The 14262-nt window shown below is 65.6% G+C and carries 15 protein-coding genes; 8 read left to right on the top strand and 7 right to left on the bottom strand.

The features are described from left to right. Positions 1-6 precede the first annotated feature (6 nt). Together ACOZHM_RS01245 and ACOZHM_RS01240 are read right to left on the bottom strand one after the other, a co-directional pair. Entirely contained in the window at positions 7-1494 is a 1488-nt protein-coding gene (locus ACOZHM_RS01245) for a DUF1254 domain-containing protein (RefSeq protein ID WP_421567130.1), read from the bottom strand. A gap of 104 nt (positions 1495-1598) precedes the next feature. Then, positions 1599-2729, bottom strand: a complete 1131-nt coding sequence (locus tag ACOZHM_RS01240; RefSeq protein ID WP_421567128.1) for a DUF3667 domain-containing protein — start codon at positions 2727-2729, stop codon at positions 1599-1601. 235 nt (positions 2730-2964) lie between these two features. Here ACOZHM_RS01240 and ACOZHM_RS01235 point away from each other — a divergent pair, with 235 nt between their 5' ends. Then, positions 2965-3729 (top strand): transporter, encoded by a 765-nt coding sequence (locus ACOZHM_RS01235; RefSeq protein ID WP_421567126.1) that lies wholly within the window; start codon positions 2965-2967, stop codon positions 3727-3729. 90 nt (positions 3730-3819) lie between these two features. Next, the gene (locus tag ACOZHM_RS01230; RefSeq protein ID WP_421567124.1) at positions 3820-4155 is read left to right on the top strand and encodes a hypothetical protein; all 336 of its coding nucleotides are present in this window, start codon (positions 3820-3822) and stop codon (positions 4153-4155) included. 40 nt (positions 4156-4195) lie between these two features. On the opposite strand, the gene ACOZHM_RS01225 is transcribed toward ACOZHM_RS01230, so the two are convergent. Together ACOZHM_RS01225 and ACOZHM_RS01220 are read right to left on the bottom strand one after the other, a co-directional pair. Next, a complete protein-coding gene (locus ACOZHM_RS01225; protein WP_421567122.1) occupies positions 4196-5611 on the bottom strand; it encodes an FAD-containing oxidoreductase in 1416 nt (471 codons plus the stop codon). Positions 5612-5779: 168 nt separating this feature from the next. Further along, positions 5780-6199: a DUF2628 domain-containing protein gene (locus ACOZHM_RS01220; protein ID WP_421567120.1), complete on the bottom strand. Its 420-nt coding sequence runs from the start codon at positions 6197-6199 to the stop codon at positions 5780-5782. Between the two features lie 477 nt (positions 6200-6676). On the opposite strand from ACOZHM_RS01220, the gene ACOZHM_RS01215 reads away from it, so the two are divergent. Beyond that, entirely contained in the window at positions 6677-7486 is an 810-nt protein-coding gene (locus tag ACOZHM_RS01215; RefSeq protein ID WP_421567118.1) for an alpha/beta hydrolase, read from the top strand. A 14-nt stretch (positions 7487-7500) separates the two neighbouring features. Here the strand turns inward: ACOZHM_RS01215 and ACOZHM_RS01210 are convergent, their stop codons facing one another. The 3 genes from ACOZHM_RS01210 to ACOZHM_RS01200 form a co-directional block, all read right to left on the bottom strand. Further along, positions 7501-7944: a hypothetical protein gene (locus tag ACOZHM_RS01210; protein ID WP_421567116.1), complete on the bottom strand. Its 444-nt coding sequence runs from the start codon at positions 7942-7944 to the stop codon at positions 7501-7503. 106 nt (positions 7945-8050) lie between these two features. Further along, positions 8051-8509, bottom strand: a complete 459-nt coding sequence (locus ACOZHM_RS01205) for a DUF6691 family protein (protein ID WP_421567114.1) — start codon at positions 8507-8509, stop codon at positions 8051-8053. Then, complete coding sequence (locus ACOZHM_RS01200; RefSeq protein ID WP_421567113.1) at positions 8506-8946, bottom strand: YeeE/YedE family protein; 441 nt, start codon at positions 8944-8946, stop codon at positions 8506-8508. Before ACOZHM_RS01200 ends, ACOZHM_RS01205 begins: the two co-directional genes overlap by 4 nt. 244 nt (positions 8947-9190) lie before the next feature. Between ACOZHM_RS01200 and ACOZHM_RS01195 the strand changes: the two genes are divergently transcribed. From ACOZHM_RS01195 to ACOZHM_RS01175, 5 genes are all read left to right on the top strand, one after another. Beyond that, positions 9191-9484, top strand: coding sequence for a metalloregulator ArsR/SmtB family transcription factor (locus ACOZHM_RS01195; RefSeq protein ID WP_421567467.1), 294 nt, complete (start codon positions 9191-9193; stop codon positions 9482-9484). Between the two features lie 66 nt (positions 9485-9550). Next, entirely contained in the window at positions 9551-11206 is a 1656-nt protein-coding gene (locus ACOZHM_RS01190) for an acetolactate synthase large subunit (RefSeq protein ID WP_421567111.1), read from the top strand. A 35-nt stretch (positions 11207-11241) separates the two neighbouring features. After that, entirely contained in the window at positions 11242-12624 is a 1383-nt protein-coding gene (locus ACOZHM_RS01185; protein WP_421567109.1) for an aldehyde dehydrogenase family protein, read from the top strand. A 124-nt stretch (positions 12625-12748) separates the two neighbouring features. Next, positions 12749-13369: a hypothetical protein gene (locus ACOZHM_RS01180; protein ID WP_421567107.1), complete on the top strand. Its 621-nt coding sequence runs from the start codon at positions 12749-12751 to the stop codon at positions 13367-13369. Between the two features lie 119 nt (positions 13370-13488). Further along, on the top strand, positions 13489-13779 hold the full coding sequence (locus tag ACOZHM_RS01175; protein ID WP_421567105.1) for a hypothetical protein: 291 nt from the start codon (positions 13489-13491) through the stop codon (positions 13777-13779). Positions 13780-14262: the final 483 nt, after the last annotated feature.

Raw genomic sequence — 14262 nt, 5'->3', positions numbered from 1 at the left:
ACGCCCTCAGTCGCTGGAAGCGCGAGGCACCGGGGTCAGCGCCGGCTTCTGCCAGGTGCGGTCCACGACCGCCTGCCCGGGGCTGTAGTTGCGCAGCACCAGATAGAACGGTCCGGCTGGAGCGGGGAGCCAGTTGGCCTCTTTGTCCGCGCCGGGCGAGGCATGCTGGATGTACAGCGTGAGGCCTCCATCGGGGTCGCGCTTGAGCTTGGGCAGCATGGCCGCATTGATCAGGTAGCGGTTCAGCGGATTGTCGACCAGCAGCTTGCTCTTGCCGTCGTACAGCGTGACCGACCAGAACGCATGGGTGGGCGGCAACTGGTCCTTGGCAAAGCGCAGCACATAATCGTGTTGGCTGGCATCGGCCGGCGCGCCCTGCGCATCGACGAAGTAGGTCTGGTAGTCCGCCTCGGAGGCCGAGTTGCCGTAGATGCCCAGCTTTGCCCCGGCGAAGCGGTACAGGTAATTGTTCTTCAACGCCGCGCGGGTGCCGAACAAATCGGCACTGGCAACCTTGGCGGTATTGACTTCGGTGGCGACGAATTGCTCCAGCGCCTGGTTGGCATCGGCGATTCCGCCGGCCAGCGCGTCGCGGTCGGCGGGCGGGAGCGAGGCCTCATCGAACGGCTTGCCGGGCGCTATCCCGATGGCGGCGAACCGCTGACGGAGTTCGGTCTCGCTGGGGTCCGCCGGCGCAAACTGCAGCAGGAAGTTCAAGTAGGAGAAGAAGCCGGGCCCGTTGGCCTTCTCGGCGTCATACGGCGGGAAGGCGACCGCTGGCGCCGGTGGTGGCGCAGGGGTGCCGAGGAACGCGCTGAGCGGTTGCACCTTGTACTGCGCCTGCAGGCGTTTGACGTTGGCCAGATCGGCGGGGGAGAACAGCTGTGTACGGAACAGCGCGTAGGCGAGCTGGGTTTCGGCGCGGAACACCTGGCGCACGCCCTTGGGCGTTTCTCCCTTCCAGTCCGGGCCGGCGATCATGAAGGCGCCGGCCTTGCCGTCGGTTACCGAACGGTTGATGTAGGCGAAATTGTAGGTGTATAGATCGATCAGCTGTACCGAGAAATAGCGCTTGGCGTCGATGGCGGGAACGCTGATCACCACCGGTTCGGCGCGCAGGTCCATCCACAGGAACGAATAGGGCGTGTCCGAATTGGGGGTGATGATCGAGGTGTCCTTGGGCGTTGCCACCTGGGAGACGTTGCCGATCTCATTGAACCCGGCATGGAAGTTCGCGCCGCCGCGATCCACCGCCTGCTGGTACATCGATTTGTACCCCTCCACGATCGGGAAGCCCCAAATGTAGGCATCCTTGGCCGTCGCACGCAGTTCGCGGGTATGCGCGGCATCGGCAGGCGCGGGTGTCGCCACCTGCGGTGCGGTGGGCGCAGCAGGTGTCGGGGCCGCTGCGTCGGAATCACGCCTGCCACATGCCACCAATGCGCACAGGCCAAGCAGCACTGCACCGAGGCGGACGATCGGAGGAGTAGCCATGGGGGCACGTTTGCGAGGGAAGGGGTGCGAAAGAGCATGATGGCGCGCTCATCCACGTTCCACCGCAATTCGTGCAGGCCACCTGGGTAAAACTACTTAATGGCCTAGATACGGGCAAGGCTGGCAATGGCAAGGACAACGGTGGCGGCGGTCACCACCGTGAAGTACAGCCACCCCAGCGCCGTGAACTTCAGGGTGGTCACCAGCCAGGACTGGCCATACACCCGCCGCTGCATGATGAGCAGGTAGCACGGCATCCACAGCACCAGCAGCGTGACCAGAATGCCGATGATGATGCCGGCCCCGGCCACGGTGGTCATCTGCCCGCCCAGCATCGACAACAGCAGGATGCCCAGCAGGGCCGCACACAGGAAGGCATGGCTGTACAGCGCCACCACCAGGTGCTCCAGATACAACCGGCCACTGCCAAGATAAAACACCTTCAGCAGCACCGCGAACAACGGCACCAGCACGAACAGCGCAGAGGGCACCGAGCCGAAGAACGCGTTCACCAGCAGCTGCGGCCGTTCGCTGATGCGCGGCAGGTTGAGGCGGATGGTCTCCGCCTGGCCGGTCAGCCAGCGGTTGGCGAAGCCGGGCAGGAACCCGATGTCTACCGGGTCTGACTTTTTCGTCGCCATATCCCGCACAGTGAACGGCTTGGCGACGGCGGGCTTGTCGGCAGACGCGACCGGCGGATGTTCCTTCAGTTCGCGCTCGCGCTTGGCGGCCTGCCTGTCCACCTTGGCGATGGCACTGTCGATCGGTGCGCGAAGGGCTTCGGGCATGGTCTGGCGTGACTGCTCCAAGGGTGCCAGCAACGCGCGGCGAACCTTGTCGACCTCAGCGGGCGTGGTGGCATCACGGAACGCGCCCGGCACCTCCGGCGGCGTGGGCGATTGGCTCACGAACGTGCCAGCGTCCACGTGGACCGCCAGACGCGCCACGAAGAAGGTAAGCACGCTCAGGATCACGAACAGCCGAATCGGCGGGATATAGCGGGTGCGATGGCCGGCCAGATAGGCCGCCGCCAGTCGACCGGGCAGCAGCAGCTGGTGCAGGGTGCGGAAGATGCGCCCATCCAGGTGCCAGAACGATTCGAATACCTCTTCCACCGCATGCGCGAAGCTGCGCACCGGGCTGTGCGCCGACTGCCCGCACTGGTGGCAGAAGTCGCCCTGCAAGGCAGTGCTGCAGTTCTCGCAGGCGGCGGGGTGGGCATGGGCTGAATGCATCGGCGTCCGGAACCGGGGGCAGCGAAGGCGCCTACGATAGTGGCGGCGGCGAGCCGGTGCCAGTGCCGGCGTGCGTCATTCACTGGACCCCGGTCGGTAGAACTACCGAAGCAGACCCGGCGGCCATCGGCCATCCTCGAAATGACCCTCGCGCCTCCGATGGTGATGAACCATGCACTGCTCATCCAACGCTGCTCGCCCCACGCGCCGTCGATCGCGCCTCCCTTCACTGGTCATGGTGCCGTTGCTGGCCGGGCTGTCCCAGCCGGTCTGGGCGCAGGATGCCGACGCTTTGGCGAAGAAACTGTCCAATCCGGTCGCGGCCCTGATCAGCGTGCCACTGCAGTACAACTACGACGACGGCTACGCCAACGGCGGCTATCGCCACACGCTCAACATCCAACCGGTCGCGCCCTTCTCCATTTCCCAGGAATGGAACGTCATCTCCCGCACGATTCTTCCGGTCGCCTACCAGAAGGACGTCATCCCCGGGACCGACCAGGCCGGCATCGGCGACATCACCCAGAGCTTCTTCTTCTCGCCGAAGGAAACCGGCCCGTCCGGCATTGTCTGGGGCATCGGCCCCGCACTGCTGCTGCCGAGCGGCACCGACGACCTGGGCGCCGATACCTGGGGTGCCGGCCCCACGTTCGTGGTGCTCAAGCAGGACAAGAGCTGGACCGTGGGTGCGCTGGTGAACCACATCTCGGACATCGGGGGCAGCGGATCGAAGCGTCGCGACATCAGCAACACCTTCGTCCAGCCATTCCTGGCCAAGGCATTCACCGGCGGCCGCACCCTTGCCTTCAACATCGAGTCGACCTACGACTGGAAGGCCAGCCAGTGGACCGTGCCGCTCAATGTCCAGTATTCCAAGGTCAGCAAGCTGGGCAGCCAGATGATCAGCTATCAGGGTGGGGTGCGCGCCTACCTGGACGGTCCCCGCGGTGGGCCCGACTGGGGCGTGCGCTTTACCGTCACGTTGCTCTACCCGCGCTGACAAGTTCCGACACCGCCTGCATGCCAGCTGCACGCGCGCTCCACATCCGGCTGCCTACAGTGGGGCGCATTCCATCAACGGCGCCCGCGCGTGAACCTGCAGACCACCCTCGTCCATCCGCTTCCCCGGCGTGCCTTGCCGGACAGTTGCCGCTTCGAACTGCTGGATGTAAACGCCCTGCAGGATCCGGGGACCGGTCGCATCGTGCACCTTTACTCCATGGTGGCCCGCTGCCTGTCGTGCGAGGTGATCTTCAAGGCGCACGAGGGCGAGGGCTTTGTCAGTACCTCGGCGGCACGTGTGCTGCGGTGCCCGTCAGGCTGTGGCGAACAGGCACTGAAGGGGCCGATGCTGCGGCAATGGCGGCCGGCGGCCGCACCTGCTTCCGCGGCGATTGCGCCCGCCTTGGCTGCCACTGCCGGATAGACAGGCTCGAAGCGCGGCGTCACGGAACGGTCGTTGTGGCTCAGTCAGTGGGTGGTGCAAGATCCACAAGTAGCGTGGGAATCAGCTCGGAAACCGTGGGGTGGATCGGTACGGCCCAGCGCAGCTCGTCCAGCGGCCGGTCGGCGCTGATCATGTCGAGGATGCCGTGGATGGCCTCGTCGCCGCCCGTGCCCAGAATCGCCGCGCCCAGTATCCGCCGTGTTTCGGCGTCGGCAACCACCTTCATGAAGCCCTTGGATTCGCCTTTCTCCACCGCACGGCCGACCCGGGTCATCTCGCGCTTGGCGAAGAGCAGGGGGCGACCGGCCTTGGCGGCCTCGGTTTCCGACATGCCGGCCCGGCCCAGCGGTGGATCGATGTACAGCGCGTAGCCTGGTACCCGGCTGCTGACCCGGCGGTCCTCACCATCCAGCAGGTTGGCCGCCACGATCTCGAAGTCGTTGTAGGCGGTATGGGTGAAGGCACCCCGTCCGTTGCAGTCGCCCAGCGCCCAGATGCCCGGCACGGAGGTCTGCAGGCGGTCGTCCACCGTGATGTAGCCCCGGGCGTCGCGCGCGATCCCTGCGCTGTCCAGGCCCAGGTCGTCGGTATTGGGGCGGCGCCCGATCGCGATGAGGACATGGCTTCCGACCACCTCGGTTTCACCGTCGCGGCTCTTGAAGGTCACGCCGACGCCACCCTCCACGCGCTTGAACGCCATCTGGTCCGCGCCCGTGTGCACTTGAATGCCCTCATCTTCCAGAATGCCGCGTACCGCGTCGGAGATGTCGGGGTCCTCGCGGGAGATCAGCCGGTCCGACCGCTCCAGGATCGTCACCTCTGCGCCGAAGCGCCGGTACATCTGCGCGAATTCCAGCCCGATGTAGCTCCCACCGACGACCACCAGATGGCGGGGCAGGGTAGTGAGCTCGACGATGCTGCTGTTGGTCAGGTACGGCACACCTGCAAGGCCGGGCATGTCCGGCACCGCTGCCCGGCCGCCCACGTTGATGAAGATGCGCGGCGCCGCGAGCCGCGCGCCGTTGACGGCGACCACGCCAGGCCCCTCGAAGCGGGCGTGGCCGCGGATCAGCTCCACGCCGGCCATGCCGGCCAACCAGTCCTCGTTGCCCTTGCGCGAATCCAGAATCACCTTGCGGGCGCGCGCTTCCACCACCCGCATGTCAACGCTGACCGGGCCGGCAGAGAAGCCGTAGTCGGCACCGCGCCGGGCCATCTGTGCGGCATAGGCGCTGGCCACCAGGGTCTTGGTCGGCTTGCAGCCGGTATTCACGCAGGTGCCGCCCACCAGGTGGCGTTCGATGATGGCCACGCGCATGCCGGCCGCGTCGAGCCGGCCTGCCAATGACGGACCGGCCTGGCCTGTGCCGATGATGATGGCGTCGAAGGGACGGGTGCCCGCAGGAGCGTCCAGCGGCGAGGTGTTGGTTGGCATTGGCGACTCCCTCATGTGGTCCCGACGTGGCAGGGTGCGCCGGTGTGGCACCCAGTATCGGGGAGGGCGTGCGTGGAGGAGGTCAAGGCGTGCTATCCGCGCCACCAGGGACCTGAAACGGCCATTGGCCCCCAGGAGGCCAATGGCGATTTACTTCATGCCAGATTGTTAGAGCCGGAGCCCTTCAAAGATGTTCCAGCTATCCGCGCCCTTCACTTCCTTCAGGTAGTAGGCGTAGTTGGCGGTGGTCGCGTAGATCAACGTCATTGCCAGGCCGAGCACACGGGACACAATATCCGCAAAGGCGCTGTTGGCACCAAAGATGGCGTAGAGCAGAACGGCGACGATGATGGTACCCAGCGAAAGCGCCAGTCCAACCAACGCTTTGCGCCAAAGACCCAGAATAAAGAAGTAGATGGGGCCGAACAGGAAGGCGAGAATGCTGCTCTGGATCCTGATCCGGCGCAGGAAGGGCAGTGCCTTGAAGGCCGCCTTGTAGGACAGCGAGCCAGGTGCGCCGTGGGCGTCGAAGAACTGGAATCGGTCGCGCCACTTCTGGGGGTAGTTGCTGTAAGACGGGGTTTCCACGGTGTACCGCTCCTTTGTGATGGATCAAGGCGCGGAATTCTGACCGTGATGCTCCACCGTCGATATCAGGCACGTCCGAGAATGACGGCATGGGGCGGTCGTCGGCGAGGCCGATGAGATCGAACGTACGATGGAGCGCGCACGAAAAAGTGTGCTGGCCGAAGCCAGCACACTCAACCAGCAATCCGTGCTTGTTCGATCTGGGCAGTACGTTTCGATATCATCGCGGTAATGAAGCCGGTCGCAACGCCCGCAGCAATGATGCATCAGCGGGTGTCGGCACTGAATCAGACGGATCCGATTTTCAGGGAGCGCGCGTTGAAACATCTGTTGTGGGGCACTGCTCTTCTCCTGTTGCTTTGCGGTTGTTCAAGGACTACCGAAGCGAATCCAGCCGCACCCGCGCGTGATGGCGCGCCTGCCGTCGATCACGCCCCCGCACAGGCTTCCGCCCTTGGTGGGCAACGAGGCGCTGGGATGCCCTACGAAGTGGTCGGCAGCGAGGTATGGAACGTTCCGGACCCGGTCTCCGGGCGCACCTACCAGGTGTTTGTCGCGTTGCCACCCTCGTACGCGACCTCGCCGCAACGCAGGTACCCCGTGCTGTATGTCACCGACGCGGACTATGCGTTTCCGTTGGCGCGGCAGATCGGGCGGCGCTTGAACGTTGAAGGGCCGAAGCTGGAGGAGTTCATCCTGGTGGGGCTGTCATACGCGGTAGGCGACGAGGGCATGCCCAGCCGGCGCCGCGACTACACACCCACGCCCAATGGCCCACGCAGTGCACCGGCAGATGCCGTTCATGGCGGCGCCGCTACCTACATCACCTATCTGCAGAAGCAGGCGCTGCCGTTCGTGGCCAGCCACTACCGCACCGATGAATCACGGCGCCTGCTGCTGGGCCATTCGTATGGCGCCTTGCTGGGCACCCAGATACTGTTCACCGACCCGGGCATGTTCTCCGGCTACATCGTGGGCAGCCCGTCCTTCTGGTACGACCGCAATGTCATGACGCGATTCGAGAAGGACTATGCGCGCGGGCATGGCGACCTGGCCGCGTCGGTCTACATGTATGTTGGGGAGTATGAGACGCCGGCCTTCGGCAACGACGCGGACATGGTGGCCGATGCGAAGCAGATGCATGCCGCCTTGCGGGAGCGCCAATACCCGTCGCTGCGCCTGAAACTCGACGTACTCAATGACGAAGACCACCTGAGCGTGGCGCCGCGCGGGCTGACGCATGGGCTGAAGTACCTGCTCGGCAAGACCCCGGAATCGGATGGGTAGCGCATCGCGCTCCCTCACTCGCGTCGTAGCTTGATATCCACGTCGCGCGCCGTGTTGCCGATCAGCTGCAGCCCGAAATCTCCCGTTCCGCGCCGGGCCTTCACCAGCACATCCTCGCCGTCGTCGACTTCCACATGGAAGCCTTTGCCCAGTGCGACCCGCAGCGCGTCACGGGCGGATGAGGCGATGCGGTTCTCCGACTGGCCGTCGATCACCGCCACGTCAACCTGTTGGGGTGCACCGTCCTTGGGCCAGATCCGGAAGCTGATGGTGCCGTCGGACTTGGCGCGCTCGTCGAACACGATGCGCCACTTGTTGGAATGGCGCGGTCGCTCGCCCTCTGCGGCCACAGTACCCGGTGCCGCGACAGGGGCCTGCGCGAGGACGGCCTGGGGGATCGCCAGACCTGCCGTGGCGGTCGCCAGCGTAAGTGCGATATGGAACGGCCAGTGTTTCATTGCCATGCTCCCGGGCGGTTGAGCAGCCACGCTGCCATCGGCCCCATTGTCTTGCCCGGCGCAGGGTTCGCGCATGCGTGTCAATGCGGAGCAACTGCCAGTAAATCTACGGTTCTCTGCCGGCGCGAGACGATGGCATCGCGCCGCGCCGCAAGCGCGTTCGATGGAGCAGGGCATGGAACGCCATCCCCGTCATCATGGCGGCAAAGAACACCAACGCGAGGGGCTCGCCCGTGCCGAGCAGCACCACCGCAGGTCCCGGGCAGATGCCCATCAATCCCCAGCCGACACCAAAGACCGCAGCTCCACTCAGAAGGCGTCTGTCGATGCCCCGCTGGGTGGGCAGGTGGAGCGCGCCGGGAAGCAGGGGGCGCTGGCGGCGGCGTACCCAGGCGTAGGCCAGCCCGGACGGCACCAATGCGCCGACCATGACCAGGCCGAGCGAGACGTCCCAGTTGCCGGTCACGTCGAGGAATGCGAGCACCCGCGCCGGGTTGGCCATGTCGGCCACCACCAGCCCGACGCCGAACAGTGCGCCGCACAGCAACGCAACGAGGCGGCTCATGGCCCGCCTCCCAGTACCTGGCGGGCGGCAAACACGGTGAGCATGCCTGCCATCATGAACACCGCCGTTGCCAGAACCGAGCGCGGCGAGAGGCGGGCCATCCCGCAGACGCCATGCCCACTGGTGCACCCCGAGCCAAGCCGGGCTCCGTAGCCGACCAGAACGCCGGCAAGTACGACCAGGTGCCAGGTGGCACTGCTCAGGGGCGGAAGTGCCACGGGCTTGAACGCCAGGGCTACCGCCCCTCCCGCAAAGAGCCCGATGACGAACCACCTGGCGACCCCCTTGTTGCCGCCTCCGGCACCACCGCACGCACTGGCCAGCAGCCCGGAAATGCCGGCGATGCGTCCGAGCAGCAGGAGATACGCGCCAGCCGCAGCGCCGATCATCACGCCGCCGAGCAGCGGCCAGTACCACGCAAGATCGTCTGCGCTCATGATCGGCCTGCCGGTAGTCGAGGAAGTGGGAGAAACATGCACAGGGTCCATCAGAAGGTCGGTGCGCCGGAAGGATGCGTCAGCGCTGTACGCGGCGCTTGGCGGGATTCTATTACATAGATACGGCATCTATGTAACTCTAGCTTCCATAGCATTCAGGATGAGTCACCCCACGCCGATGTCCAACCCCTCCAAAACGGCCTCGACTCCCCGTTCCACGCTGTCCACCGCCCATCTCATGGAGATGAAGGAGCGTGTTCCGGTAGTGGCCGAGCTGCTGCGCTTCGTCGCCACGCCGCAACGGCTCCTGTTGCTCTGCCAACTCTCGCAGGGCGAATCCACCGTGGGAGCGCTCGAGGCGGCCACGGGCATACGACAGCCCGCTCTTTCGCAGCAGTTGGCCGAACTCCGCCAACGTCATCTTGTCGCGACACGCAGGGAATCGCGCTCGATCTTCTACCGGATCGATGACGCCCGCATTGAAGCACTGCTCATCGCCATGCATGACATCTTCTGCGCCGCACCGCCTAGTGCGTGATTGCACTCACCGGGGATGCAGGCGCACCGGGGTATAGTCGGGCGATCGTCCCCAAGGATCGACGCTATGCGCAAGGGCTCGGATCTACTGGTCGCCGCGCTGGAAAATGAAGGCGTAGACCGCATCTTCGGCGTACCGGGCGAGGAAAACCTCGACTTCCTGGAATCGCTTCGCAACTCCAGCATCGAACTCGTCCTGACCCGGCACGAACAAGCGGCCGCGTTCATGGCCGCCACCCACGGCCGGCTCACCGGCAGGCCCGGCGTCTGCCTGGCCACCCTCGGTCCTGGCGCGCTGAACTTCTCCACCGGCGCCGCCTATGCCCACCTGGGGGCGTGGCCGATGATCCTGATCACCGGCCAGAAGGCCGTGATGAGCGCCAAGCAGGCGCGCTTCCAGATCGTGGATATCGTGGCGTCGATGAAGCCGCTCACGAAGATGACCCGGCAAATTGTCAGCGCCGCCGCCATTCCCTCCACCGTGCGTGATGCCTTCCGCGTTGCCATGGAGGAGCGACCGGGCCCGGTGCACCTCGAACTGCCCGAAGACATTGCCGGCGAGGAAGTGGAGGATGTGCCGGTGATTCCGGTTCACCCGCTGGAGCGACCGGTCGCCCATGCTGCCGCGCTTGACCGGGCGGAAGCGGCGATCCTCGCCGCCAAGCGCCCGCTGGTGATGATCGGGGCCGCCGGCAGCCGGCCGTGGTTGACCGAGGCGCTCTCCGCGTTCGTCGGCCGCACCCGCCTGCCGTTCTTCAACACCCAGATGGGCAAGGGTGCCGTTACCGGTGGCTCCAACCTGTACATGGGCACCGCTGCGCTCTCTGAAGGCGATTATGTCCATGAGGCCGTTGCGCGTGCCGACCTGATCATCGCCATCGGCCACGACACCGTCGAGAAGCCGCCCTTCCTGATGAAGGGCAGCGGCGGCCCCAAGGTCGTGCATATCGGCTTCCAGTCCGCCACGGTTGAACAGGTCTACCACCCGGATATCGAAGTGATCGGCGACATCGGCGCCACGGTCGATGCCCTGGCCGCGCGGCTGGAAGGCAAGCTGTCGGAAGACCCGGGCATGGTCGAGCTGCGCCAGAAGATCCTGGCCCGTCTCAACGACCGTTCCGAGGAAGACCGCTTCCCGGTCACCCCGCAACGGCTGGTGCATGACGTGCGCCAGGCCATGCCGGAAGACGGCATCGTCTGCCTCGACAACGGCATGTACAAGATCTGGTTCGCCCGCAATTACCGCACGCACGTGGCCAACACGCTGCTGCTGGACAACGCGCTGGCCACCATGGGCGCCGGCCTGCCGTCGGCCATGATGGCGTCCATGCTGTATCCCACGCGGCGCGTACTGGCCGTCTGCGGCGACGGCGGCTTCATGATGAACTCGCAGGAAATGGAAACCGCGGTGCGGCTGGGGCTCAACCTGGTGGTGATCATCCTCAACGACAGCGCCTACGGCATGATCCGCTGGAAGCAGGCGGTGGATGGCTTCGAGGATTTCGGTATGCGCTTCGGCAATCCCGATTTCGTCCGCTACGCCGAAGCTTATGGCGCGAAGGGCAGCCGGGTCACCGCCGTAGAGGAACTGGTGCCGATGATCGAAGCGGCCTTCGCCGGCGGCGGCGTGCACCTGTTGGATGTGCCCATCGACTATTCCGAGAACACGCGGGTGCTGGTGAACGAACTGCGCAACCGCACGCCTGACGTAGGCTGCGCGTAAGCGGCCGCCTCATTGCCTCACACAAGGAATTCATGATGTTGACTGTTGTACAAGCCTTCGACCGCGCGCCCATCGCAGAGATTCCGTTCGACGATGCCGCTGCATTGGAGCGCAAGCTCAGCGCCGCCGAACGGGTATTCAAGGACCGCGATGGTTGGCTTGCCCCGCACCAGCGCATCACGATACTGCGCAGTCTGGCCGCATTGATGGACGCCAAGCGCGACCACCTGGCCCTGCAGATCGCGCGCGAAGGCGGCAAGCCGCTGCCCGATGCCATTGTCGAGACCACCCGCGCCATCGACGGCGTGCACAACGCGGCCGACGAGCTGCGCAACTTTGCCGGTCGCGAGATTCCGATGGGCCTGTCGGCGGCGGCCGAGAACCGCTGGGCGTTCACCACCCGCGAACCCATCGGCATTGTCGCGGCGATTTCGGCCTTCAATCACCCGCTCAACCTGATCGTGCACCAGGTCGCACCGGCCATCGCCGTGGGCTGCCCGGTCATCATCAAGCCGGCGTCCACCACGCCGCTGTCCTGCCTGGAGCTGGTGGCGATGGTCCACGAGGCTGGCCTGCCGGAGCCGTGGTGCCAGACCTTCGTGCCGGACGGCAACGAACTGGCCGAGGCGCTGGTGACCGACAAGCGCGTCGGCTTCCTCAGCTTCATCGGCTCGGCCAAGGTGGGCTGGTCGCTGCACGCCAAGCTGGCCCACGGCGCGCGTTCGGCACTGGAGCATGGCGGCGTGGCGCCGGCCATCGTCGACCGCAGCGCCGACCTGGGCAAGATCATCGAGCCCATCGTCAAGGGCGGCTACTACCACGCAGGGCAGGTGTGCGTCTCCACCCAGCGCATCTTCGTGCACAACGCCATCGCCGACGACTTCACCCAGGCACTGATCGCCCGGGTCGAGAAACTGCGTACCGGCGATCCCACATTCAAAGACACCGAAGTCGGCCCGCTGATCCAGCCGCGCGAGGCCGACCGGGTGGCTGAATGGATCGACGAGGCGGTGCGCGGCGGTGCCCAGCTCGCGACGGGTGGCAAGCGCCTTTCCGAAACGACGCTGCAGCCCACGGTCCTGCTCAACCCGGCGAATGATGCACGGGTGACCACGCAGGAGGTCTTTGGCCCGGTGGTGGCGGTGTATCGCTATGGCGACTTGGACGAGGCTATCGCGCGCGCCAACGCACTGCCCACCGCGTTCCAGGCCAGCGTCTTCGCCCAGGACATCGACATCGCCATGTGCGCGGCCAACCGTCTCGATGCCTCCGCCGTGATGATCAACGACCCCACCGCGTTCCGCACGGACTGGATGCCGTTCGCGGGCCGCCGCGAATCCGGCTACGGCACCGGCGGCATTCCGTACACCATGCGGGACATGTCGCAGGAAAAAATGATCCTGATGCGCAGGAGCTGAGGCCCGTAGGAGAGGGTAGGGCTGGTAACTTTTCTGGGCGCGGCACAGTAGTAGTACGGGGGCGCCGGGGCGGGGCAGCTGATGCAATGAACGCATCTGCCGCTGCCCCGTTCTGGAGATTTCCATGCGCCTTCTTGCCTTGTCGTCATCCGTCACGCTCGTTGTTGTCGCGCTCGCCACCGGTGGGTGCCAGAGCACGCCCCCGGCGGCGGAGGCCGCGCCCCCTTCGCCCCGGTCCATGCCCGGCCCGATGACGGCCGCTTCTGCCGGAATCACCCTGCAGGGGCGGATCACCGCCATTGATGCCCGCTCCCGCGTGGTGACGGTCGCTGGAGCCGACGGCAGCAGCGTGGATGTCCAGGCGGGCCCCGACGTGCGCAACTTCAGCCAGCTGAAGGTAGGTGACAGCGTAACCCTCGAATACACCGCGGCCGTTGCCCTGGACCTGCAGCCGGCCGGCAGTGCGGCCGTGGGCGTGACCAAGTGGCAGGCGGGCACGGTGCCGATCCGGGGCGCCACCCCGGGCGGGGCGCGCTCCAGCACCATCGAAATCGTCACCGAGGTGGCGGCCGTGGACCCGGTGGCCAACACCATCGCGCTGCGGGGACCGCGCGGCAATACGCAGATCATCGCCGTTGAACGCCCCGACCTGCGCGCCAAGCTGCCCAGCGTGAAGCGGGGCGATCTGCTGAAGATTTCCTACACCGAGGCCGTGGCGCTGGGCATCCGCCGCGATAGTCCCTGAAACAACGACGGGGGAGGCCCGGGGCAGGGAGGGTTCATCCCTGCCCCGGTGGAGCGCTTGACGGCCCAAAGCATTGCCTAGAAGATCGGCGTATTCAGCTTGCCGCTCAAGGATTGACCATGTCTGGCCTCATTGGTGACCTGTTGGAAGGCATCGTCGATTTCGTGACCGATATCTGGGTGGTACGCCGGAAGCGCGCGGCGAACGGCCGCCCGGCAAACTCGTGGGGGCGGGACGCGGCGGACACGGCGGTATTCGACGCCTGGGTAATCGGGCTGTCGATGCTGGCGCTGGCCGTAGGCGCGGCCATGATGTTCATGTTCAAGCTGCCGCTCTGGCTGAGCCTGGCGCCGTTGGCCGCCGTCATTGTCTACATCGGCTACCGCTGGATCGCGCTGACGCGCGCGTAGAAAAGCAAAACCCCGGCGGGAAACACAACCCCGCCGCGTCGACTGCCCGACACCCCGACTGCCTCACCCACCGACTGCCTCACCCCTCGACGGGGTAGAGCGGACTGTTAGTCCGCTGCCTTCGCTGACGCTCGCGCACCCAACGCCGAATGCGTCACGCCATCCCAAGCTCGCGATTCGCCGACTGAGACGAGGCCACCATCACAAGCGTGATCCCAGACCGCCAAAAATGCGCGGCGCCACACGTATTTCTGTGCAAATGACGCAATCGGAATGCCGCATAGACGCCTTCCATCGGAAGGCGGCGATCAGATGATCCCGCCAACTTCCGCTATCCTCACGACCGCGACACGGTTGCACTTCGGAGCTTAAGAACTCCAACGAGATGTACGAAGTTGAACTCCCCGCGTCGGGAGGGTGGCGAAATAGAACACCCCCGTGGAAATACGTCGCGCCGGTCTCGTTACGGTTCTTAACCTCCCG

Source organism: Stenotrophomonas sp. PD6, assembly GCF_049199305.1.
GTDB lineage: Bacteria > Pseudomonadota > Gammaproteobacteria > Xanthomonadales > Xanthomonadaceae > Stenotrophomonas.
This window is presented reverse-complemented; position numbering and strand designations above follow the sequence as displayed.